General features: G+C 69.0%; 18 protein-coding genes. 7 read left to right on the top strand and 11 right to left on the bottom strand.

All coding sequences use genetic code 11. The features are described 5' to 3' along the window. The first annotated feature begins 3 nt into the window (after positions 1-3). Positions 4-2,148 carry a 3-hydroxyacyl-CoA dehydrogenase NAD-binding domain-containing protein gene (locus C1N74_RS06635; RefSeq protein WP_036304603.1) on the top strand — a complete coding sequence of 715 codons (2,145 nt, stop codon included), beginning with the start codon at positions 4-6 and terminating at the stop codon, positions 2,146-2,148. 60 nt (positions 2,149-2,208) lie between these two features. Here the strand turns inward: C1N74_RS06635 and pepN are convergent, their stop codons facing one another. Next, a complete protein-coding gene (pepN, locus tag C1N74_RS06630) occupies positions 2,209-4,713 on the bottom strand; it encodes an aminopeptidase N (protein ID WP_137750222.1) in 2,505 nt (834 codons plus the stop codon). Positions 4,714-4,777: 64 nt separating this feature from the next. Here pepN and C1N74_RS06625 point away from each other — a divergent pair, with 64 nt between their 5' ends. Further along, positions 4,778-5,455, top strand: a complete 678-nt coding sequence (locus tag C1N74_RS06625) for a TetR/AcrR family transcriptional regulator (protein ID WP_137750221.1) — start codon at positions 4,778-4,780, stop codon at positions 5,453-5,455. Continuing rightward, positions 5,452-6,054, top strand: coding sequence for a hypothetical protein (locus tag C1N74_RS06620; protein WP_137750220.1), 603 nt, complete (start codon positions 5,452-5,454; stop codon positions 6,052-6,054). The genes C1N74_RS06625 and C1N74_RS06620 overlap by 4 nt, the downstream gene beginning before the upstream one ends. On the opposite strand, the gene dxs is transcribed toward C1N74_RS06620, so the two are convergent. The 5 genes from dxs to dut form a co-directional block, all read right to left on the bottom strand. Beyond that, on the bottom strand, positions 6,036-8,024 hold the full coding sequence (gene dxs, locus C1N74_RS06615) for a 1-deoxy-D-xylulose-5-phosphate synthase (RefSeq protein WP_137750219.1): 1,989 nt from the start codon (positions 8,022-8,024) through the stop codon (positions 6,036-6,038). The two genes, C1N74_RS06620 and dxs, sit on opposite strands and share 19 nt — an antisense overlap. 102 nt (positions 8,025-8,126) lie before the next feature. After that, on the bottom strand, positions 8,127-10,985 hold the full coding sequence (locus C1N74_RS06610; RefSeq protein ID WP_137750218.1) for an aconitate hydratase: 2,859 nt from the start codon (positions 10,983-10,985) through the stop codon (positions 8,127-8,129). A gap of 133 nt (positions 10,986-11,118) precedes the next feature. Further along, positions 11,119-11,886 carry a DUF3159 domain-containing protein gene (locus C1N74_RS06605; protein ID WP_071918253.1) on the bottom strand — a complete coding sequence of 256 codons (768 nt, stop codon included), beginning with the start codon at positions 11,884-11,886 and terminating at the stop codon, positions 11,119-11,121. After that, positions 11,883-12,461, bottom strand: coding sequence for a DUF3710 domain-containing protein (locus C1N74_RS06600; protein ID WP_023951313.1), 579 nt, complete (start codon positions 12,459-12,461; stop codon positions 11,883-11,885). Before C1N74_RS06600 ends, C1N74_RS06605 begins: the two co-directional genes overlap by 4 nt. After that, positions 12,458-12,910, bottom strand: a complete 453-nt coding sequence (gene dut, locus C1N74_RS06595) for a dUTP diphosphatase (RefSeq protein WP_064956743.1) — start codon at positions 12,908-12,910, stop codon at positions 12,458-12,460. Before dut ends, C1N74_RS06600 begins: the two co-directional genes overlap by 4 nt. A 12-nt stretch (positions 12,911-12,922) precedes the next feature. Here dut and C1N74_RS06590 point away from each other — a divergent pair, with 12 nt between their 5' ends. Next, positions 12,923-13,420 carry a DUF3093 domain-containing protein gene (locus tag C1N74_RS06590; RefSeq protein WP_023951315.1) on the top strand — a complete coding sequence of 166 codons (498 nt, stop codon included), beginning with the start codon at positions 12,923-12,925 and terminating at the stop codon, positions 13,418-13,420. A 73-nt stretch (positions 13,421-13,493) separates the two neighbouring features. Here C1N74_RS06590 and C1N74_RS06585 read toward each other — a convergent pair whose 3' ends face one another. Then, entirely contained in the window at positions 13,494-13,787 is a 294-nt protein-coding gene (locus C1N74_RS06585) for a DUF4193 domain-containing protein (protein WP_023951316.1), read from the bottom strand. Positions 13,788-14,015: 228 nt separating this feature from the next. On the opposite strand from C1N74_RS06585, the gene sepH reads away from it, so the two are divergent. After that, a complete protein-coding gene (gene sepH, locus C1N74_RS06580; protein WP_071918256.1) occupies positions 14,016-15,053 on the top strand; it encodes a septation protein SepH in 1,038 nt (345 codons plus the stop codon). 30 nt (positions 15,054-15,083) lie between these two features. On the opposite strand, the gene C1N74_RS06575 is transcribed toward sepH, so the two are convergent. Then, positions 15,084-16,211 (bottom strand): alkaline phosphatase family protein, encoded by a 1,128-nt coding sequence (locus C1N74_RS06575; protein ID WP_137750217.1) that lies wholly within the window; start codon positions 16,209-16,211, stop codon positions 15,084-15,086. Positions 16,212-16,274: 63 nt separating this feature from the next. On the opposite strand from C1N74_RS06575, the gene C1N74_RS06570 reads away from it, so the two are divergent. Then, on the top strand, positions 16,275-18,734 hold the full coding sequence (locus C1N74_RS06570) for a DNA topoisomerase (ATP-hydrolyzing) subunit A (protein WP_137750216.1): 2,460 nt from the start codon (positions 16,275-16,277) through the stop codon (positions 18,732-18,734). 110 nt (positions 18,735-18,844) lie between these two features. Here the strand turns inward: C1N74_RS06570 and C1N74_RS06565 are convergent, their stop codons facing one another. Next, entirely contained in the window at positions 18,845-20,914 is a 2,070-nt protein-coding gene (locus tag C1N74_RS06565; RefSeq protein ID WP_023951320.1) for a type IIA DNA topoisomerase subunit B, read from the bottom strand. 193 nt (positions 20,915-21,107) lie between these two features. On the opposite strand from C1N74_RS06565, the gene C1N74_RS06560 reads away from it, so the two are divergent. Further along, complete coding sequence (locus C1N74_RS06560; RefSeq protein WP_023951321.1) at positions 21,108-21,326, top strand: hypothetical protein; 219 nt, start codon at positions 21,108-21,110, stop codon at positions 21,324-21,326. An 81-nt stretch (positions 21,327-21,407) separates the two neighbouring features. Here the strand turns inward: C1N74_RS06560 and C1N74_RS06555 are convergent, their stop codons facing one another. Both C1N74_RS06555 and C1N74_RS06550 read right to left on the bottom strand, forming a co-directional pair. Beyond that, the gene (locus C1N74_RS06555) at positions 21,408-22,415 is read right to left on the bottom strand and encodes a sugar-transfer associated ATP-grasp domain-containing protein (protein ID WP_023951322.1); all 1,008 of its coding nucleotides are present in this window, start codon (positions 22,413-22,415) and stop codon (positions 21,408-21,410) included. A gap of 50 nt (positions 22,416-22,465) precedes the next feature. Beyond that, a complete protein-coding gene (locus C1N74_RS06550; RefSeq protein WP_258318017.1) occupies positions 22,466-23,479 on the bottom strand; it encodes a sugar-transfer associated ATP-grasp domain-containing protein in 1,014 nt (337 codons plus the stop codon). Positions 23,480-23,481 lie beyond the last annotated feature (2 nt).

Here is a 23,481-nt window from a genome sequence, read left to right as displayed (position 1 = left end):
GACATGACCTACGACGACATCGACTTCTCCCCCCTCGACGCCCTGACCGGCGACGAGGTCGTCACCCACTCGCTCGTGCGTGATGTCCGGCTCCCCTCGGGCCGCACGCTCGCGCTCATCACCCTCGACAACGGCCGCGACCACACCCGACCGAACACGCTCGGTCCGGCGACGCTCGCCGAGCTGGGCGGCGTCCTCGATACGCTCGCCGCGCGTGCGGCAGCGGGCGAGATCGATGCCGTCGGCATCACCGGCAAGCAGTACATCCTGGCCGCGGGAGCCGACCTCTCCGATGTCTCACGGTTGCCCTCGAAGGAGATCGCGAAGCTCGTCGCGCAGCGCGGGCACCAGGTGCTCGGGCGCCTGTCGCAGCTGGGTGTCCCCTCCTTCGCTTTCGTGAACGGCCTCGCCCTCGGCGGCGGTCTCGAGATCGCGCTGAACAGCACCTACCGGACCGTGGATGCCTCCGCGGCGGCCATCGCCCTGCCCGAGGTCTTCCTCGGTCTCATCCCGGGCTGGGGCGGCGCCTACCTGCTGCCGAACCTAATCGGCATCGAGAACGCGCTCGAAGTGGTCATCAGCAATCCGCTCAAGCAGAACCGCGTGCTCAAGCCTCAGCAGGCGTTCGACCTGGGCATCATGGACGCGATCTTCCCCGCGGTGAGCTACCTCGAGGACTCCCTCGCCTGGGCTGACCGCGTACTGTCGGGTGCCGTCTCGGTCACGCGCAAGAACGAGCCCGGCAAGCTCGAGCGCCTGACGAAGTGGCCGATCGCCGTCAAGGTCGCTCGCGGGATGCTCGAGTCCAAGATCGGCACCGTGCCGAAGGCGCCCTACCTGGCGCTCGAGCTGCTCGAGAAGGCCCGTAGCGGATCGCGCGAAGAAGGCTTCGCCCGCGAGGACGACGCTCTCGCCGAGCTCATCTCGGGCGACCAGTTCGCCGCGTCGATGTACGCCTTCGACCTCGTGCAGAAGCGCGCGAAGCGGCCCGTCGGCGCTCCAGACAAGTCGCTGGCGAAGAAGGTGACGAAGGTCGGCGTCATCGGTGCGGGCCTCATGGCCAGCCAGTTCGCGCTGCTCTTCGTCCGCAGGCTCCAGGTGCCCGTGCTCATCACCGACCTCGATCAGGCGCGCGTCGACAAGGGGCTCGCCTACATCCGCGAGGAGATCGGCAAGCTCGAGGCGAAGGGCCGCATCGATTCCGACACGGCGGGCAAGCTCCGCTCGCTCGTCCACGGCACCGTCGACAAGAGCGAGTACGCCGACTGCGACTTCGTCATCGAGGCGGTCTTCGAAGAGGTCGGCGTCAAGCAGCAGGTCTTCGGCGAGATCGAGAAGATCATCGCCGACGACGCGATCCTCGCGACGAACACCTCGTCACTGTCGGTGGCGGAGATCGGCGCGAAGCTCGCTCACCCCGAGCGTCTGGTCGGTTTCCACTTCTTCAACCCCGTCGCGGTCATGCCGCTGATCGAGGTCGTGAAGACGCCGCAGACGACGGATGCTGCCCTGTCGACCGCCTTCGTGGTCGCGAAGGGGCTCGGAAAGAACGCCGTCCTGACGGCCGACGCGCCCGGCTTCGTCGTGAACCGGCTGCTGGCGAAGGTCATGGGCGAGGCGGCGCGCGCCGTCTACGAGGGCACGCCGGTCGCCGATGTCGAGAAGGCATTCTCGCCGCTCGGGCTGCCGATGGGGCCCTTCCAGCTCATCGACCTCGTCGGCTGGAAGGTCGCCGCACACGTGCAGGACACGATGACCTCGGCGTTCCCCGACCGCTTCTACGCGAACGAGAACTTCCATCAGCTCGCGGAGCTCTCCGAGGTCGTCGAGAAGGACAAGGGAGGGCGCGTCACCGGATTCACCAAGGCCGCGGAGAAGATCGCGAAGAAGGCGACGGGTTCGTCGCCGGTCGCGGCCGAGACGATCCTTCAGCGCGTGCAGGACGGCCTGGCACAGGAGATCAAGCTCATGCTCGACGAAGGCGTCGTCCCCGAGGTGCAGGACATCGACCTGTGCCTCATCCTGGGCGCCGGCTGGCCGTTCATCGATGGCGGGGCCTCGCCCTACCTCGATCGGGAGGGCGCGTCGGAGCGGGCGTTCGGCGACACGTTCCACCACCCGCCCATTCGCGGGATCGCGAATCGCTGACACCTCGCGCCGCATCACGACGAGGACCCCGTGGCACGAAGCCGCGGGGTCCTCGTCGTGTCACGCCGGCAAGCCGCCCTGCGCGCTCTGCACGCGAAGGTCTCGCTCGAGGATGTCGCGCTGCTCGATCACGATGCGCCGCAACGAGGCCGGCGCTTCGGGATGCGAGTCGAGCCACGCCGTCGCTTCCGTGAGGTCATCCGCCGCGGGGAACAGCCCGCGCACGAGGCGCCGCGCGATCTCGATGCTGCGGGTCGCCCAGACCCGTTCGATGCGCGAGAAGTAGTCCGCGTCGAAGGCCGCGATGAGATCGCGTCGCCCTCCGGCGCGAACACCCGCGATCGTGGCGTCGAGCTCGTCGTTCGACAGGGTCTCGTCCGTCCAGGCCTCGACCCAGGCGGCCTCGCGCACCGCCGCCTCCGGCAGTGCCGCGCGGGCAGCGCGGTGGGCTCGTCTGCCCTTCGCGGTGTCGTCTCGCATCAGCTCGGCGTCGATCTCGGCGGGGCTGGCCTCGCCCGTCGCGGCGAGCGCGAAGAGCCAGCTCCACCGCAGGTCGGCATCGAGAACGAGACCGTCGGGGAGTCGCCCCGCGCCGGCGAGCAGCTGGCGCAACGATGCCGCACGCCCCGCATCCACCGCGGCGGAGGCCCCCAGGGCACGTGCCCACACCAGTTGCGCATCGCTGCCGGGGCGGGCTTCGTGCAGGGACTGCCAGACGGTTTCCAGCCAGCGCGCGGCGAGCGTCTCCCGCTGCGCGGGCGCTGCGTAGTGGGCGATCGCGTAGTCGGCGTGAGCGACCGCGTCGCCGAGCAGACCGATGTGGGTGTCGGCTGCAGGGTGCACTCTGACGATCTCGAGGTAGCGCGCGACGTCGAGACGACCGTCGCGCACCGCGTTCCAGAGCGCAGCCCATGCGACCGACCGAGCGAGGGGGTCGCCGATCGTCGACAGCGATCGCTCGAGCGCGGCCGTCGTCTCTTCGTCGAGGCGGACCTTCGCATAGGTTCGGTCGTCGTCGTTCGGGATGATCAGGCTTCGGGTATCCCCGGGCAGCGGCGTCCGAGCGTCGACGAGATCGAGGTCGACTCCATCCTCGCGCCGCAGCGCCCCCTCCGTCTCCACGTAGCGTCCCATCGTCACGCGATGGGGTCGTGGATCTGTCTGGACGACGGTGACGCCGTCCGGCCCATCGCGTTCGACCGACAGATCCGACATCCCGGTGGTCTCGAGCCACGCGCCGCTCCACGCGCGCAGATCGCGTCCGGAGGTGTGCTCGAGCGCGTCCAGCAGATCAGCGAGCGTGGTGTTCCCGTAGGCGTTGGCGGCGAAGTACTGACGCGCACCGGCGAAGAACGCCTCCTCCCCCACGTACGCGACGAGCTGCTTGAGCACGGACGCTCCCTTGGCGTACGTGATCCCGTCGAAGTTGAGCTTGGCGGCCTGCAGGTCGGGGATGTCGGCCACGATCGGATGCGTCGTCGGCAGCTGGTCCTGCTCGTACGCCCAGCCTTTGCGCCTGCTCGCGAAGCTCACCCAGGCATCCGGATAGAGCCCGGTCGCGACCGACGCGTGCGAACCCATGAAGTCGGCGAAGGATTCCTTCAGCCACAGGTCGTCCCACCAGCGCATGGTCACGAGGTCGCCGAACCACATGTGCGCCATCTCGTGGAGGATCGTGTTGGCGCGCGCCTCGCGCTGCGCCGACGTCGCCGCCCCGCGGAAGACGTAGGCCTCGGTGAAAGTGACGAGCCCCGGGTTCTCCATCGCGCCGAGGTTGTACTCGGGAACGAAGATCTGGTCGTACTTGCCCCACGGGTAACCGAGCCCGAACGCCTCCCCGAAGTATGCGAGCCCGCGGCGAGTGATGTCGATGACTTCCTCAGCGTCGAGGTGAGGCGCAAGCGAGGCGCGGCAGAGCACGCCCAGCTCGACGGGCCCCTCCGGCCCGTCCCACACGGCGTCGACGCGGTGGTACGGCCCCGCGGCGACGGCGGTGATGTAGCTGGAGATCGGGAGGGTCTCGGCGAAGGCGACCTCGACGCCGCCGTCGATGTCGCGGCGGACGGCCTCCGCACCGTTGGACAGCACCCGCCACCCCCGCGGCGCCGCGACCCGCATCCGCCAGCGCGCCTTCAGATCGGGCTGCTCGAAGCACGGGTAGACACGCCTGGCGTCGGCCGGTTCGTACTGCGTGTACAGGTAGACGCCACCGTCGACCGGGTCGACGAAACGGTGCAGGCCCTCGCCCGAGCGACTGTAGAGGCCGCGTGCCTCGATCGAGACCGTGTTCCGTTCGGCGAGGCGGTCGATGCGGATGCGGGCGCCGTCCCAGTCCACGGGCCGGCTCTCTCCGTTCACGGTGACCGCGTCGACGCTCGAACCGAGGAAGTCGACCCAGGTCTCTCCCCCGACGGTCGCATCGAACGAGAGGACCGCGCGGGTGCCGAAGGTCGTCTCGTCGGCCCGCGGCGCGTCGCGGACATCGAGGAGAACATCGACGGTGTGGAGCCGGATCTCGGCTGCACGCCGCTGAGCATCGGAACGGGAGAGGTTGTCGCCGGTCATCCCTCCATGCTTTCACGCGAGCGTGGGCCGGACGGCCTGAGAAGTCGCGCTGTAGAGTCTGAACATGTTCAGCACACCGTCGCCGACCGGATCGAAACGAGACCGCACGCGTGCCCTGATCGTCGAGACCGCGCTCCGTTCGTTCCGCGAGCGTGGCTACGACGCGACCACCATCCGTCATATCGCCTCGGAGGCCGGCGTCTCGGTCGGCACGACGAACTACCACTTCGCGTCGAAGAACGAGCTCGTGCAGGAGTTCTACCTCCAGGTGCAGCTGGCGCACCGAGCTGCCGCCCTCCCCCGACTCGCGTCCGAGCGTGACCTCACGACCCGACTCGCGATCGTCTTCCACACGGGCCTCGATCAGTTGACGCCGACTCATGGCCATGCGCCCGAGTTCCTGACGGCCGCGGTGTCCCCCCGCTCGTCGATCAACCCGCTGTCGCCCGAGTCGGATGCCTCGCTCACGATCGTGGAGGAACTGTTCCGCACCGCCGTCGACGGCGCCGACCACAAGCTCCCGAAGGACATCGCCGAGGCGCTACCCGGGGCGCTCGTTCTCGCGCATCTGCTGCTTGCGATGTACTGGGTCTACGACCAGTCCGACGACCAGGCGAAGACGCGGCGCTTGCTCGACAGGGGCTTGGCGCTTCTCGCGATGGCGCTCCCGCTCGTCCGCCTCCCGATGCTGCGACGGCCGCTGCGGGAGCTCCTCGACCTCATCGCGGAGACACGATCGTGACGGGCACCGACCCCGAACCGCCGCTCGCGTCCCGTCGAGACTCGCCGCGCACGGATGCCGAACCTCTCGCGTTCACCCGCGCCGAGTTCCTGAAGGGCGCCGCCCGCGCGTGGGGCGCGACGACGCTGCTGCTCATCGTCTCGTGGGCGGTGGTGACGGGCGGCTTCAGCTTGGTCGTGGGCACCGTGATGATCGTGATCGCCTCCGTCCCCGCCGTCGTGATCGGTTCGCCCGGCGCATACGCGCTCGGCCGCTTCCTGCGACGTTCGCCGCGTATCGGCGTACACCTGATCGCTTTCGCGGCGTACGGCGCGTTGGTCGGCGTCGTCACCACGGCGGGCGCCCTCATCACGTTGATGGGCGGATCGGCCGACGGCTGGGCGGGATCGATCGCTCTCCTCGTCAACGTGCCTCTCAGCGCGATGGGGCTGGCAGGAGCATGGTTCATCACCGCGCGGCGAGCACTGCGCCTCGACTCCGAGGGATTCGGCGACGGTGTGCCGGCGTCGGATGCGGATGCCGCGACCGAGGACGCTCTCGACGAGCGCTACCGCATCATCGACCCCGATCGGAGACGACGTCAGCGGCCTCGAGACTGACGCTCGCCGTCCGCGGCCTCCGCACGGTCCGGTGCGTCAGCGGAATCCGACCAGTCCGACTCCGCGTCCGCGCTGGGGCGAGCGATCGGGATGCGGGTGCCGAGGACCTGCGCGACGACGTCGTGCGCGATCTTCGCGGCCGTGATGCCCGCGTCTTCGAGGATCTCGTCGCGCTCCGCGTGGTCGATGAACTCGTCGGGCAGCCCCAGCTCGTCGACGGCGGTGTCGATGCCGGCCTCGCGCAGCACCTGGCGGATGCGGGTGCCGATGCCGCCGACACGGATCCCGTCCTCGATCGTGATGACGAGCCGGTGTTCGGCGGCGAGGTCGACGACCGAGCGCGCGACCGGCACCACCCAGCGCGGATCGATGACGGTCGCGCCGATTCCCTGTGCTCGCAGGCGCTCGGCGACATCGACGCCGAGACGCGCCATCGGACCGATACCGACGATGAGCACGTCGTCGGACTCGCCCCGCACCAGCACGTCGGTCCCGTCGTCCAGACGCTCCACGGCCGGCAGCTCGTCACCGACCGAGCCCTTCGGGTAGCGGACGATCGTGGGGGCGTCTTCGATCTGGACCGCTTCGCGGAACACCTCGCGCAGACGCTCGGCGTCGCGGGGCGCGGCGATGCGGACGCCGGGCACGAGCTGGAGCATCGCGAGGTCCCAGATACCGTGGTGACTGGGACCGTCGGGCCCGGTGACGCCGGCCCGGTCGAGCACGAATGTCACGCCGGCACGGTGCAGCGCGACATCCATCATCATCTGGTCGAACGCGCGGTTCATGAACGTGGCGTAGATCGCGACGACCGGATGCAGGCCGCCGAAGGCGAGGCCGGCGGATGCCGCGACGGCGTGCTGCTCCGCGATGCCGACGTCGAGGACGCGATCGGGGAACCGTTGCGCAAACGGCAGAAGTCCGGTCGGACGCAGCATCGCGGCGGTGATCGCCACGACATCAGAGCGGCGTTCCCCCGCCGACACGAGCTCTTCGGCGAACACGTCGGTCCAGCTGATCGTGCTGCCCGAGGAGACCGGCCGGCCCGTCGCGGGGTCGATCTTGCCCACCGCGTGGAACTGATCCGCCTCATCGAGGCGCGCGGGCGCGTAGCCGCGGCCCTTCTCGGTGATCGCGTGCACGATGACCGGCGCGCCGTACGACTTCGCGAGCCGCAGCGTCTCGATCATGGCCTCGAGATCGTGCCCGTCGACGGGCCCGAGGTACTTGATGTCGAGGTTCGAGTACAGCGCCTCGTTGTTCACGAAGCGGGACAGGAACCCGTGAGTACCCCCGCGGAGTCCGCGGTAGACGGCCCGCGCCGCCGGCCCGAGGCGGCCGAACAGCGACGCCGAACCCTCGTGGAGCGACCGGTACCCCTCGGTCGTGCGCACCTTGTTCAGGAAGCGCGCCATCCCGCCGATCGTGGGAGCGTACGAGCGACCGTTGTCGTTGACGACGATCACCAGGTTGCGATCGTTGTCGTCGGAGATGTTGTTGAGCGCCTCCCACGTCATGCCGCCGGTCAGCGACCCGTCGCCCACGACTGCGACGACGTGCCGGTCGGTGCGACCGGTGCGGGCGAAGGCTCGCGAGATGCCGTCCGCCCAGCTGAGCGAGCTCGACGCGTGCGACGACTCGACGACGTCGTGCTCGCTCTCACTGCGCTGCGGGTACCCCGCCAGGCCGCCGCGTGAGCGCAGCCGCGAGAAGTCCTGCCGCCCGGTCACGAGCTTATGGACGTAGGACTGGTGTCCGGTGTCGAACACCACCGGATCGTTGGGAGAGTCGAAGACCCGGTGGATCGCGAGCGTGAGCTCGACGACGCCGAGGTTGGGGCCGAGGTGCCCGCCGCTGCGCGCGACGTTCTCGACGAGGAACGAGCGGATCTCGCTCGCGAGAGCCTCGAGCTGCGGAAGCGAGAGGGCGTCCAGATCGCGCGGGTGCGAGATCGAGGAGAGCAGTGACATCGCGCTCCTCCTTCCATCGGTGCCGGTAAGTCTAACGAGCAGGATGCACGAGAGGCCGGAGCTGGACGCTCCGGCCTCTCGTGGACTATGCGGCTGGTTGGCTCAGACGAGCGAGCGCAGCACGTACTGCAGGATGCCGCCGTTGCGGTAGTAGTCCGCCTCACCGGGGGTGTCGATGCGCACGACCGCGTCGAACTCGACCGTCTCCTTGCCCTCGGGCGAGAACTCGCTCGGCTCGGCGACGACCTTGACGGTCTTGGGGGTGACGCCCTCGTTCAGCTGCTGGAGACCCGTGATCGAGATGATCTCGGTGCCGTCGAGTCCGAGCGACTTCCAGCTCTCGCCAGCGGGGAACTGCAGCGGCACGACGCCCATACCGATCAGGTTCGAGCGGTGGATGCGCTCGAAGCTTTCCGTGATGACGGCCTTCACGCCGAGCAGGTTCGTGCCCTTCGCGGCCCAGTCACGCGACGATCCCGAGCCGTACTCCTTGCCGCCGAAGATGACGAGCGGCGTGCCCTGCGCCTGGTAGTTCTGGCTCGCGTCGTAGATGAACGACTGCGGGCCGCCCTCCTGGGTGAAGTCACGCGTGTAGCCGCCCTCGACGACCTTGCCGTCGTTGACCGCCGCCGTGAGCTCGTTCTTCAGGCGGATGTTGGCGAAGGTTCCGCGGATCATGACCTCGTGGTTGCCTCGACGCGAGCCGTAGGAGTTGAAGTCCTTCTGCGCGACACCGTGCTCGGTGAGGTACTGCGCGGCGGGGGTGCCGGCCTTGATGTTTCCGGCCGGGCTGATGTGGTCGGTCGTGACCGAGTCGCCCAACGTCGCCATGACGCGCGCACCGGTGATGTCGCTGACCGGGGTCAGCTCCATCTGCATGCCGTCGAAGTACGGCGCCTTGCGGACGTAGGTCGAGTTCTCGTCCCACTCGAACACCGGACCGGTCGGCGTGGGCAGGTTCTTCCAGCGCTCGTCACCGTCGAACACGGTGGCGTACTGCTTGATGAACTGCTCGCGCGAGATCGACGAGTCGATGATCTCCTGGACCTCGTCCGGGGCGGGCCAGATGTCCTTCAGGAAGACGTCGTTGCCGTCGGAGTCCTTGCCGAGCGGGTCGGTCTCGAAGTCGAAGTTCATCGACCCGGCCAGGGCGTACGCGACGACCAGGGGCGGCGAGGCGAGGTAGTTCATCTTGACGTCGGGGCTGATGCGGCCCTCGAAGTTGCGGTTGCCCGAGAGCACTGCCGTGACCGCGAGGTCGTTGTCGTTGATCGCGGCCGAGACCTCTTCGATCAGCGGGCCCGAGTTTCCGATGCAGATCGTGCAGCCGTATCCGACGGTGTAGAAGCCGAGGCTCTCGAGGTCCTTGTCGAGGCCCGACTTCTCGTAGTAGTCGGTGACGACCTTCGAGCCCGGTCCCAGCGTCGTCTTGACCCACGGCTTGCGCGTGAGACCGCGCTCCGAGGCCTTGCGCGCCAGCAGACCCGCCGCGATCATGACCGACGGGTTCGAGGTGTTGGTGCACGAGGTGATCGCCGCGAGGGTGACGGCGCCGTTGTCGAGCATGTAGCTCTCGCCCGACGGCTGCGTGACCTTGACGGGGTTGGACGCCGCGTGCGGCGCGCCGCTGGACAGCAGGCCCGCGTGGGCGTGGTCGTGCTGGTGCGAGACGGTGTCGTCGGAGAGCGTCTCGTGCTCGACACCGGGAGCGGTGCCCGGGTCGGACGCCGGGAAGGTGCCCTCGACCTCGACGGGCTCGTCGGCTGCGGTCGCGTAGTTGAGGATGTCCTTCGCGAACTGCTCCTTCGACTCCGACAGGAGGATGCGGTCCTGCGGACGCTTCGGGCCGGCGATCGAGGGGACGACCGTCGAGAGGTCGAGCTCCATGTACTCGCTGTAGCTCGGCTCGTTCGCGGGGTCGTGCCAGAGCGACTGCTCCTTCGCGTACGCCTCGACGAGCGCGACGGTCTGCTCGTCGCGGCCAGTCAGACGCAGGTAGTCGAGCGTGACGTCGTCGATGGGGAACATCGCAGCGGTCGAGCCGAACTCCGGGCTCATGTTGCCGATCGTGGCGCGGTTGGCGAGCGGGACGGACCCGACGCCGGCGCCGTAGAACTCGACGAACTTGCCGACCACGCCGTGCTTGCGCAACATGTCGGTGATCGTCAGCACGACGTCGGTGGCGGTGACGCCCGCGGGGATCTCGCCGGTGAGCTTGAAACCGACGACGCGCGGGATGAGCATCGACACGGGCTGACCGAGCATCGCGGCCTCGGCCTCGATGCCGCCGACGCCCCAGCCCAGGACGCCGAGGCCGTTGACCATCGTGGTGTGGGAGTCGGTGCCGACGCAGGTGTCGGGGTATGCGCGGAGCACGCCGTCGACGTTGCGGTCGTAGATGACCTTCGCGAGGTGCTCGATGTTCACCTGGTGGACGATGCCGGTGCCCGGGGGGACGACCTTGAAGTCGTCGAATGCGCCCTGACCCCAACGGAGGAACTGATAACGCTCGCCGTTGCGCTCGTACTCGATCTCGACGTTGCGCTCGAGGGCGTTCTCGCTGCCGAACAGGTCGGCGATGACCGAGTGGTCGATGACCATCTCGGCGGGCGAGAGCGGGTTGATGCGGTTCGGGTCACCGCCGAGCGCGGTCACCGCCTCGCGCATGGTGGCGAGGTCGACGATGCAGGGCACGCCCGTGAAGTCCTGCATCACGACGCGGGCGGGCGTGAACTGGATCTCGGTGTCGGGCTCCGCCGATGCGTCCCACGAGCCCAGCGCACGGATCTGCTCCTGCGTCACGTTCGCGCCGTCCTCGGTGCGCAGGAGGTTCTCGAGCAGCACCTTGAGGCTGAAGGGAAGACGGTCGTAACCCTCGACCGTGGCGATCCGGAAGATCTCGTAGTCGGTACTGCCGACCGTCAGGGTGCTCTTGGCTCCGAAGCTGTCAACAGTGGACACGTCTGCTCTCCTTCATCGGCGGGCCGCGCGCTCGCGCGCACTGTCCCATCATCCCCTCGCCGCACCGGTCGATCTAGTGAGGCGACCCTTAGTCGGATCGGGGGAAATTTATCTTGACGTCAAGATAAATATATCACTCGGCGGGCCTCTTATAGAGCGCCCGCACGGCGAGCCAGGTGACAGCCGCGAGCGGGGCGAACAACGGAAGCCCCATGACGAGCTTCAGGGTTCCGAGGGCGGCGACCTCGTCAGCGAAGTACAGCGGCAGCTGCACCGCGAGCCTCAGGTAGAACAGGGCCGCCCATGCGATCGCGAGCCAGAAGTAGACGCGACGCTTGCGCTTATCGCGACGCCACGCGATTCCTTCGTTCATCAGGAATCCCGCCGCGAGCCCGATGAGCGACCACCCGATGAGAGCAGAGACGAGGAAGGCCGTGCCGTACGCGGCGTTGGTGATCAGCCCGGGGATGAAGTTGTCCTGACCGCGCCCTGTCCACAGCGCGAGGCCCGCGGCGACGGCGGTTGCGATGAGGCCGCCGAAAGCCGCCCCGGCAGGCCCCCGCTGGATCAGGCGGAGCAGCGTGAAGACGGCGGCGACCCCGACCGAGAGTCCGAGCGACAACCAGAGGTTCGCTTCGCGCGTCTCGGGGTCCGTCGTCAGCGTGAACACCACGATGAAGACCAGACCGGGCAGGACGGCTTCGACGATTCCGCGGAATCCGCCCATCGCCCGCCAGACGACTCCCCCGGTCGAGGCGTTCGTCTCCGGATCGAAGCCCGCCCTGCGCGCGGCCTCGCCGAGGGCGGCGCCCAGCACACCCGACGTCGATCCCGCCGGCTCCGGCGGAGTCAGGTCGTCGGGACGCTCGGTCGCCGCCTCGGGACGCTCGTCGCCGTTCACGCTGAGCCGGGGGTCGCCGGCATCTTCAGCGGGATGAGGTCGCGCGGCGGCATGGGCGACCCGCCGCGCACGACCACGAGCGACCGGAACAGATCCTCGACCTGCGCGGCCGCCTCGACGTCGTTGGTGGCGGCCCCGCCGATGACACCGCGGAGGAACCAGCGCGGACCGTCGACGCCGACGAATCGCGCGAGACGCTTGCCGCTGCCGTCAGCTCCCGCGATCACGGGAACCTCTGCGAGCAGCTCCGGCCCGAGGGGGCCCTCGCGCTCTTCGACGCGGCCGCCCTGCTGTCGCACCTGCTGACGGATCTGCTCGCGTGTCTCGTCCCACAGCCCCGTCGAGCGGGGCGCCGCGAACGGCTGCACCTGCAGCGTGGACCCGGCGTAATCCAGACCGACCGCCACGATGCGCTTGGTCTGTTCCTCGACCTCGAGGCGCAGGTTGAGACCCTCGCGGGGCAGCACCTTGATGCCGCCGAGGTCGATGTAGGGACGGACCGGGTTGGCCTCGGACTCGTCGAACGGTCCGGCTGTGGCGCGGTCGGCGGGCGCGGACTTCGCGTCGTCGCTCATGCGGATACTCCTGTCTGCTGGTAGCCGGTCGAGCCGAACCCACCTTCGCCGCGAACGCTCTCGGGCAGCGTGTCGACGGGGATGAAGCGGGCGCGGGTCACCGGCATGACGATCACCTGTGCGATGCGGTCACCGGGCGCGATGTCGTACGCCTCGGACGTGTCGGTGTTCAGGAGGGTGACCTTGATCTCGCCGCGGTAGCCGGCGTCGACCGTTCCGGGAGAATTCACCACGGTGATGCCGTGCTTCGCGGCGAGGCCGCTGCGCGGGACGACGAAGGCGGCGAAGCCTTCGGGCAGGGCGATGCGAACGCCGGTGCCCACAAGTGCGCGTTGTCCGGGCTCGAGATGCACCGTCTCGGTGGAGACGAGATCTGCTCCGGCATCCCCCGGGTGGGCATACACGGGAACGTCGACGGCGATAATGGGGACGTCCACGGATTCGGTCACCCCACGAGGCTAATGCACAGTTCCGCCCCCGCCACCCCGCCCGCTACGAGCTATCGCGAGCGCCTGAGCCCATCGCTCTGGCTGCTGGTGAGCGCGGCCGTCTGCGGCCCGATGGTCGCCCTCGTGCTCGCCCCGCTCGACTCGATCGTCGGGCTCGTCGCGGGGATCGTCGTCGGCGCACTCGTCGTCGCGGGCCTCATCGCCCTGTCGCCGGTCGTCGAGGTGTCCGGCGGACGCCTGCGCGTCGGCCGCGCGAGCATCGAGCTCGAGTATCTCGGTCAGATGGAGGCGCTGACGGGCGACGATGCACGGCAGGCGCGCGGACCGGGTCTATCACCGAGCTCGTGGCACCTGCTGCGGGGCGGCATCGACGGTGTGGTCCGCGTCGCGATCGACGACGATGACGATCCGGTCACTCACTGGGTGTTCTCCTCCCGGACGCCGTCCCGGGTCGTCGCGGTGGTCGAGAGCGCTCGCGCCGACGCCGCCTCACGCGCCCGACGCTCCTAGGCCGTCACACCGCTTCGCGCAAAAGACAGACCCTCGACGCCGGGGCGTCGAGGGTCAGCGAGAGTCGTGACGGTCAGGCGGCGCACTCGGTGCAGATCGCGCCGACCTTGGTCTCGTGGTCGATCTGAGTGCGGTGCTTCACGAGGAAGCACTCCATGCACGTGAACTCGTCCTCCTGCGGGGGAAGGACGACGACATCCAGCTCGAGGTCCGAGAGGTCAGCCCCCGGCAGCTCGAAGCCCGACGGGTTGTCGGCGTCCTCGTTGTCGATCGAGCCCGACGACTTGTCGGGCACGCGCTCCTTCAGGGCCTCGATCGACTCGCTGTCGTCCTCGGTCTTGCGGGGTGCGTCGTAATCCGTAGCCATGTCGAAAGGCCTCTACTTCCAGGTGTTGCCGGTTGCCGCGCCGAGTGGGGCGGCGATAGTTTGCATGACCGGCGCGTATTTCGCAAAACGTCGCGGAAGATCCTTCCGGGAACGGCTGCTGACGACCGGTTCGCCCCCCGAAACCGACGGCGCGCCCCGGATATTCCCACGGTCCCCGGATGCCTGTGACACCATGACGGCACACGTATCGCTGGGAGGGTTCTGCGCATGGAACAGCTCAAGGTCATCGGGACCGAGGAGGGCATCCTCGTCCTCGCAACCGAGTCCGGGGAGCGCTTCGCGTTGCCGGTGAACGAGACGCTGCGCGCCCAGTTGCGCCGCGCCCGTCCGGCTGACGAACCGCGGGCTCCCCGCCCCAGCCCTCGCGAGATCCAGTCGCACATCCGCGCCGGCATGAGCGCCGCGGATGTCGCCACGCTCCTCGGCATCCGGGTCGAGGACGTCGCCCGATACGAGCGGCCGATCATCGCGGAGCGCGAGCACATCGTCGGACAGGCCCTCGCGGTGCCGGTCCTCATCGCGGGCGAGCTCGAACCGGACGCCCAGCCGACCTTCGGCACCGCGGTTCGCACGAAGCTCGCCGAGGCGGGCGCGACCGGTGAGCGCTGGAGCAGCTGGCGCGAACCCGACGGCTGGATCGTCAAGCTCGAGTTCACCGTGGGCGAGGTCGAGCACGACGCCCGGTGGTCTTTCGACCCGCGACGCTCGTCGCTCGCGCCCCTCAACTCCGACGCGACCCAGCTGTCGCGGCAGGGATCGCTGCCCGAGGGGCTGATCCCGCGGTTGCGAGCCCTCGACACGCCGCAGGCCAAGGACGAGTCGCGGTTCGACAGCGGAGCGTTCGGCCCCCGGCATCATCCCGCCGCCGAGCCGGAGGCGGCCGCGTCCGCCCCGCTCCGCAGCACGACTGCGAAGGACGCGGCGATCAAGCGCGCTCCCGAGCCGGTCGTGACGTCGTCCGAGACCGCCGACCTCCTCGAGGCACTCCGCCGCCGTCGCGGACAGCGCGAGCCCATGCCCGGCGAGGACCGCGGGCAGGACACGCGCGAACGGACACCGGTCGCGCTCTTCGACGCGCTCGAGCCCGGCTACCGCGAACCCGCTGAGCCCACCCCCGAGCCCGAGGCGCCCCAGGCGGAGCCGGCGAGCGAGGACACGACCCCGGAGACCCGCCGCCGCGGCGGCCGCACCTCGATGCCGTCGTGGGACGAGATCGTCTTCGGCGCGCGCAGCGAAGACGCCTGAACACCCACGCGGCGCGCCGCACGCGGGCTCTCAGGCGAACACGCCGAAACGGATGAGGGGAACGATCCGCTCCTGGTCGGTGAGCGACCCGTGCTGTCCGACCATCCGCTGCGGCTTCTTGTCGGCCAGCCGGTCGTCGTAGTACGCCACACTCGACCGAGCGGCGACGAGAACGTCTCCGATGCGCGGCGCCACCTCGGGGTGAACCGTCCCGAAGAGTCCGGCGTCGACGGCTTCGGCCCGGGTCATCACCCACGAACGATCCGATTCCGACTCGCGCCAGCGGGAGGCCACGCGTTCGGCGGCGCCGGCTGACGCGTAGAGGTGAAGCATCCGCGGTTCGCCGCCGATGACATCGACCTCATCGAGCAGGTCGTCGCCTTCCCGCAGCAGGACGTGCCGGTGCGCGGGGACGTCGATCATGCCGTGATCCGCCGTCAGCACAGCACCGATGCCCGGCCCCAGCTGACGATCCCACCGGCGCAGCTCGGCGTCGAGCGACTCCAGCTCCGCCGCCCACCGGTCGCCCTCCCAGCCGTGCCCGTGGCCGATGACGTCGAGCTCCGGGATGTAGACGTAGACGAGAGCTCCCTCGTGGGCTCCGGCGAGGGCCTCGGCCCGCGCAAGCCGTTCACCGACCCCCGAAGCCGACACGAATTCCGCCCCCCGCACGGTCGCCGTGGTGAACCCGGTCGCGGCGTACTGAGCACGGCTCACGACGAAGCAGCGTCGGCCCGCTGCGGCCTCTCGCTCGAACACGGGCTGCGAACGCTGCCAGGAGAGCGGGTCGAGGCCATCGTCCTCCCAGCCGGTGAGCTGGTTCGGGGTCGAGGCCGTGCCGGGCACCCTCACCCGGTATCCGACGATGCCGTGCTCCCCCGGCGGCACAGCTGTGAAAAGACTGCTCAGGGCGGCGGCCGTCGTCGCGGGGAACACCGTGCGGGCGGCATCCCGCTTGGTCATGCGCTCGGAGAGGAAGCGAGCGTAGGCGGCGCGCTGCGCGAGGTTGCCGCGTCCCAGCCCGTCGGCGACGATGACGATGGCCGACCGTGCCGGAGCGAACCAGTCGGACCGGCCCGACAGCGAGGTCAGCAGCTGCGGCAGCACACCGGTGAGGCTCCGGGCCGTGGGCGGGTCGGTCGGTAGGCTTGAGGGCATCGCGGACAGTCTGACACAGACCGCATCCGCCCTCCCATCCCCGATCGAGGTCCGAACAGCTTCATGGCCGCATCCCGCACCGCTTCACCCGTCCCCGACCAGCCGGAGCGCATCGAGGACGTCGACGTCTCAGCGGAGATGCAGGGATCGTTCCTCGAATACGCGTACTCGGTCATCTACTCGCGCGCTCTCCCCGACGCTCGCGACGGCCTGAAGCCGGTGCAGCGGCGCATCCTCTTCCAGATGGCCGACATGGGCCTTCGCCCCGACAAGGGCCACGTCAAGAGCGCCCGTGTCGTCGGTGAAGTGATGGGAAAGCTGCACCCGCACGGCGATTCGGCGATCTACGACGCGCTCGTCCGCCTCGCGCAGGACTTCGCTCTGCGGGTGCCCCTGGTCGACGGTCACGGCAACTTCGGCTCGCTCGACGACGGCCCCGCGGCAGCGCGGTACACCGAGGCGCGGCTCGCGCCGTCTGCTCTCGCCCTCACCGAGAACCTCGACGAGGACGTCGTCGACTTCATCCCGAATTACGACGGTCAGTTCCAGCAGCCGGCGGTCCTGCCCGCCGCATACCCCAACCTGCTGGTCAACGGCACGACCGGCATCGCGGTCGGTATGGCGACGAACATGGCGCCGCACAATCTCATCGAGGTCGCCGCGGCAGCCGTGCACCTTCTCGAGAATCCCGATGCGACGCTCGACGAGCTCATGGAGTTCGTTCCGGGCCCCGACCTGCCCGGCGGCGGCGTGATCGTGGGTCTGGACGGCATCAAGGATGCCTACACCAACGGGCGCGGCACCTTCCGCACCCGCGCGAAGGTGTCGGTGGAGTCGCTGGGTCCGCGCCGCACCGGCCTCGTCGTCACCGAGCTGCCCTACATGGTCGGTCCCGAGCGGATCATCGAGAAGATCAAAGATGCGGTCAACGCCAAGAAGCTGACCGGCATCTCTGATGTCCAGGACTTCACCGATCGCAACCACGGGCTGCGTCTCGTCATCACGATCAAGACCGGATTCGACCCCAACGCGGTGCTCGAGCAGCTCTACCGGTTGACCCCGCTGGAGGACTCCTTCGGCATCAACAACGTCGCGCTCGTCGAGGGACAGCCCCAGACCCTCGGGCTCAAGGAGCTCCTCCGGGTGTATCTCGACCACCGCATCGAGGTGGTCACGCGACGCAGCCGTTACCGGCTGGCCCGGAAGCAGGAGCGCCTGCACCTCGTCGAGGGACTGCTGATCGCGATTCTCGACATCGACGAGGTCATCCAGGTCATCCGCACCTCGGATGACGGCGAGCAGGCGAGGACGCGACTGATCGACGTCTTCGATCTCTCGCAGCCGCAAGCCGAGTACATCCTCGAACTGCGTCTGCGCCGCCTGACGAAGTTCTCCCGTATCGAGCTGGAGACCGAGCGCGACCAGCTGAAGGCCGAGATCGCACACCTCGAGGAGCTCCTCGCGAGCGACGTGCTACTGCGAGCCCAGGTGGCCCGCGAACTCGAGGCGGCGGCCGAGACCTACGGCACGCCCCGTCGCACGCTGCTGCTCAACGGCGGCCCCGTGACCGCGCGCTCGGGCAAGAAGGCCGCCGCCGACCTGCAGATCGCCGACGCGCCCTGCCGCGTCTTCCTCTCGGCGACCGGCCGGATGGTCCGAGCAGAGCTCGGCGAAGACCTGCTCAGCAGCGGCATCGTTCCGCCCGCCCGGCGCAGCAAGCACGACGCCATCCGCTCCGCCGTCGACGCGACGGTCCGCGGTGACCTCGGCGCAGTCACCAGCACCGGACGCCTCGTGCGCTTCTCCCCCGTCGACCTGCCATCGGTACCGGGCAACAGCGTTCAGCTCGCGGCGGGCTCGAAGGCCGACCAGTATCTCGGGCTCGGAGCCGGTGAGCACGTCGTGGCGATCGTGCCGTTGACCGGTGAACCGCCCATCGCCCTCGGCACGGCGCAGGGCGTCGTCAAGCGCGTCGCGGCGACCGAGCTGGCGGCTGGCAAACCCGACGCCGAGATCATCTCGCTCAAGCCCGGCGACCGCGTCGTCGGCGCCGCCCCGGCACCCGACGGCTCCGAACTGGTCTTCGTCACCTCCGACGCCCAGCTGCTGCGATTCGATGCGGCGGCGGTGCGTCCGCAGGGCCGCGCAGCCGGCGGAATGGCGGGGGTCCGTGTCGCGGACGGTGAGCGCGTCATCGCGTTCACCGCGGTCGCGGCATCCGATGACACGGTCGTCGTGACGATCGCGGGCTCGACGCAGTCCCTCGCCGGGGCCGATGCCGGCAGCGGCAAGGTGTCGGCGTTCTCGGAGTTCCCCGCGAAGGGACGAGCGACCGGCGGAGTCCGGGCTCAGCGGTTCCTGCGCGGCGAGGACACGCTGACCGTCGCGTGGGTGGGCGACTCCCCGCGCGCGGTCGGCCCCGACGGTGCGACGCGGAGCCTGCCCGAGGCCGGCGCCAAGCGCGATGCCTCCGGCCAGCCGCTCGACGGCGTCATCGGCGCGATCGGCACCGTCGTCGCCTGAGCCTGCCGCCCCCGAGCCTCGGAGAATGACGTCGACCTCGGACGGTTGACCGGAATTCCTCCGAGGCTCGCGTCGTCCTCCGAGTTTCGGAGGGGCAGCCGCGACGCGGGTCAGGCGTCGATGGACTCGCGCGAGAGCCGATCGCTCGAGGTGACGATGAAGTCGCGGCGCGGGGCGACCTCATTGCCCATGAGCAGCTCGAAGACCGCGTTGGCGGCATCTGCATCCTCGACGCGGACACGGCGCAGCGTGCGGCCGGCGCGATCCATCGTGGTCGTCGCCAGCTGATCGGCATCCATCTCGCCGAGGCCCTTGTAGCGCTGCACCGGCTCCTGCCACTTGCGCCCCGACTTGCGGAGCTTTGCGAGCAGTCCGTGCAGTTCGGCCTCCGAATAGGTGTAGATCGTCTCGTTCGGCTTCGAACCGGGATTCACGACGACCACACGATGCAGCGGAGGCACGGCGGCGAACACGCGGCCCTCCTCGATCAGCGGTCGCATGTAGCGGAAGAAGAGGGTCAGCAGCAGCGTGCGGATGTGCGCGCCGTCGACGTCGGCATCGCTCATCAGGATGACCTTGCCGTAGCGGGCCGCGCTCAGGTCGAACGAGCGCCCGGAACCGGCACCGATCACCTGGATGATCGCGGCGCACTCGGCGTTGGAGAGCATGTCGCTCACCGAGGCCTTCTGGACGTTCAGGATCTTGCCGCGGATCGGGAGGAGCGCCTGATACTCGCTGTTGCGGGCGTGCTTGGCCGTACCGAGGGCCGAGTCGCCCTCGACGATGAACAGCTCGGATTCGGCCACGTCGTTGCTGCGGCAGTCCGCCAGCTTCGCCGGCAGCGACGACGACTCGAGGGCCGTCTTGCGGCGCTGCGTCTCTTTGTGCGTGCGCGCCGAGATGCGCGCCTTCATCTCGGAGACGACCTTCTCGAGCAGCTGCCCGGTCTGCGCCTTGTCGTCGCGCTTCGTGGAGGAGAAGAGCGCCCCCATCTCGCGATTGACCACCGAGGCGACGATCTGGCGCACGGCCGGTGTTCCGAGGATCTCCTTGGTCTGGCCCTCGAACTGGGGCTCGGGGAGCCGGACCGTCAGCACCGCCGTGAGGCCGGCGAGGATGTCGTCCTTCTCGAGCTTGTCGTTTCCGACCTTCAGCCGTCGCGCGTTCTGCTCGACCTGGCTGCGGATGACCTTCATGAGCCCCTGCTCGAAGCCCTGCTGGTGCGTTCCGCCCTTCGGGGTGGCGATGATGTTCACGAACGACCGGGTGACGGTCTCATAGCTCGTCCCCCACCGCAGCGCGATGTCGACCTCGCAGGAGCGCTCGACTTCGGTCGGCACCATGGCGCCGTTGGCCTGCAGCACGGGCACGGTCTCGGTGAACGTTCCCGAGCCGGTCAGGCGCCACGTGTCGGTGATCGGCGCGTCGGGGGCCAGGAACTCCGCGAACTCCGAGATGCCGCCGTCGAAGCGGTAGCTCGTCTCGACCCGCTCCTCGCCGCGCTCGTCGACGATGACGATCTCGAGGCCGGGGACGAGGAAGGCGGTCTGACGTGCACGCTGCACGAGCTCTTCGAGGTGGAACGCGGCATCCTTCGTGAAGATCTGCCGGTCGGCCCAGTAGCGGATGCGGGTTCCGGTGGTGCCTCGGGGCGCCTTGCCGACCACGCGCAGCTCTGAGGAACGCTCGAACGGCGTGAACTCCGAGTCGGGAGCGTCGCCCGCGAACAGACCGGGCTCGCCGCGGTGGAACGACATCGCGTAGGTCTTGCCCCCACGGTCGACCTCGACGTCGAGACGCTCGGAGAGGGCGTTGACGACGGAGGCTCCGACGCCGTGGAGTCCACCCGACGCGGCGTACGAGCCGCCACCGAACTTTCCGCCGGCGTGCAGCTTGGTGAAAACGACCTCGACACCGGTCAAACCGGTGCGGGGCTCGACATCGACAGGGATGCCGCGCGCGCGGTCGCGAACCTCGACGCTGCCGTCGGCGTGGAGGACGATGTCGATGCGCGAGCCGTAACCGCCCAGAGCCTCGTCGACGGAGTTGTCGATGATCTCCCAGAGGCAGTGCATGAGGCCGCGCGAGTCGGTCGAGCCGATGTACATGCCAGGGCGCTTGCGGACGGCCTCCAGCCCTTCGAGCACCTGGAGGTGATGGGCGGAATACTCAGCAGTCACGATCTCCAAGCGTATCCGCGCGCACCGACACGACGGGGAGGACACACACCCTCGGGAGCGACTCGGGCCCGAGTGCGGGCGGTGAGCGTACGCGCTGAGCGAAATGATCGTCAAATGGGGCATACCCCCGGCTGGTCGTGGTTGTATCGAGGGACTCAGTTGCACGACCCGATCGACCGAGGAGGCACCCATCATGACCACGAACACTTCCGAGAGCACCGCCGTCCTCGACCACCGCCTGACCGCGGCCGATCGCTGCGACTCGTGCGGCGCCCAGGCTTACATCGCCGCAGAGGTGAACGGCAGCGAACTGCTCTTCTGCGCCCACCACGGACGCAAGTACGAAGAGAAGCTGCGCGCCGTCGCCACCAGCTGGCACGACGAGACCTCGCGCCTCGTCGCCGCCGGCTGAGGACGGCTCCACGACGAAAGCCCCGAGCATCGCGCTCGGGGCTTTCGCGTTCCCCGGCACCGCGGGGTGCCGGGTCGCGGGTCAGAAGCCGACGGCTGCCTGATAGACGGGGAGCAGACCGGTACGCACGCCCGAGGCGGACGGCTTGGGCTGGAACACGCTCGAGTTGTGGTTCCCCTCGATCACGACGGGGCCGTTCGGCGTGATCGCCAGGTCCCACCCGACGTAGGGTGCTTCCGGCGTCCGGCGCGCCAGCTGCTCGGTGAGGGCGAGCACCTGGTCGAACAACGGCACCGTGAAGCCGACGATAGGGGTGCCGGTGACCGGGTGCTCACGATAGACGTTCGAGTTCTTGTCGACGCCCGGATACAGCGCGACGCCGTGCTCGTCGAGCATCGTGAACATGCCGCCCGAGGCGAAGTTGTCGATGACGTCGCCGTTCCCGATGCGCAGGACGCCGGCCAGAAGGCGGACGTGGCCGTCGGGGGTGAGGAACGTGATCATCCTCACCGTGTTGACGCTGTCGGGGTAGAGCGAGGCCATCTCGGGGTGCTGGACGATGAACTCGTCGACGATCGACTGGCCGGCCGCGGTCGCCTCGGCCCGGAACGCGGCGGCATCCGTCACGTTCTCGTGCAGGGTGATCCCCCCACCGCCGTGCCCGTCGAGCGGCTTGGCCAGCACCTTCGGGTGACGCGCCAGGAACGCGCCGAGCTCGGCGTCGTCGACATCCCGGAGGTCGAGCGTCTCGCGGCCGAGCAGATCGGCGTACTCGCGCGCGAAGCGCCGCTTGTCTTCGAGCTTCGCGCGCCCCTCGGGCGTATTGTGCATTCGGGTGATCCGGAACGACTTCGGGTGCGTCATCCAGGTCGCGCGCTCGCGGGCGTTCAGCAGACGGATGTCCCACACCGCGTAATCGCGGAAGCCCATGTCGTACTTGACCGAGCACCACAGCATGTCGGCGATGATGAGCGGCAGCGGTGCTCTCGACACCTTCTGCACCTGGCGCCCGAACTCGATGAGATTGCCGACCCGGATGTTGCGGGCTCGGTCCAGGAGGTAGCCCAGCCGGACGCGTGATCGACCCATTGCTCGTTCTCTCCGTGTTCTCGGTGTTCCGGTTGCGGATCCGCGGGCGCTCAGAAGCGCATCGCGGCGCGGTAGCGCGGCAGCAGCCCGCGCCGGATGCCCGACACCGACGGCTTGGACTGGAACACGCCCGTGTTGTGGTTGCCCTCGATCACCACCGGGCGCTCCGGCGTGATGGCGATGTCCCAGCCGATGTACGGCATCTCGGGAACACGGCGGGCAAGGCGATCGACGAGCTCGAGGACCTGCGGGTACAGCGGGACCTGGTACCCCGTGATCGCGACTCCCGTGATCGGGTGCGTCTCGAAGGGACGGCCCTCTTCGTCGCTGGCGGCGTGAAGCGCCCGGCCCTCATCGTCGAGCATGGTGTACATGCCACCGTTGGAGAAGTTGTCGATGACGCCGCCGTTGCCGACTTTCAGAACCGCGGCGAGGACGTGCACGACATCGTCGGGATCGCGATAGGTCACTACTCGCAGCGAGTTGACGCTGCCGGGATACAGGCGCGCCATCTCGGGATGCTGCACCAGCACCTCCTCGACCAGCGTCTCGCCCGACGCGAGGAGTTCCTCGCGGAGGCTCGCGACGTCGCCGATCGACGCGACCTCCCGCATCGTGATGCCGTTGCCGCCGACTCCCCCGGGGTTCTTCGTGATGACGCGCTCGCGCCCGTCGAGGAAGGCTGCCAGCGCCGCGGTGTCGGATGAGGCGACATCGAGCCACGCGCGCCCGAGCTCGTCGCCGAACCGGCGAGCGAACTGGAGCTTGTCGTCGAAGACGCCGCGCACGGAGTTGTCGTTGAGGCGTCGTGAGAGGTGGAACGACTTGGGGTCGGTCATGTAGGTGCGGCGCTCGCGAGCCCTGAGGATCCGGAAGTCCCACTCGGAGTAGTTCTCGAACGTCGTCTCGTAGCGGACGGCGCACCACGCCATGTCGGCCGCGACCCACCAGACCGGCGCCTTCGAGAGGGCGGCGGACTGCCGGGCGAACTGCAGTACCCGCTCGCGATCGAACGAGACGACGCGGCGGACGAAGAAACGCGCGCGCCGGTAGACCCGGTTCACCG

This window comes from Microbacterium sp. SGAir0570 (genome assembly GCF_005491085.2).
In the GTDB taxonomy this organism is placed as follows: Bacteria; Actinomycetota; Actinomycetes; order Actinomycetales; family Microbacteriaceae; genus Microbacterium; species Microbacterium arborescens.
Note: the sequence above shows the minus strand (reverse complement) of the source record. Positions and strands in the feature narration are given on the sequence as shown.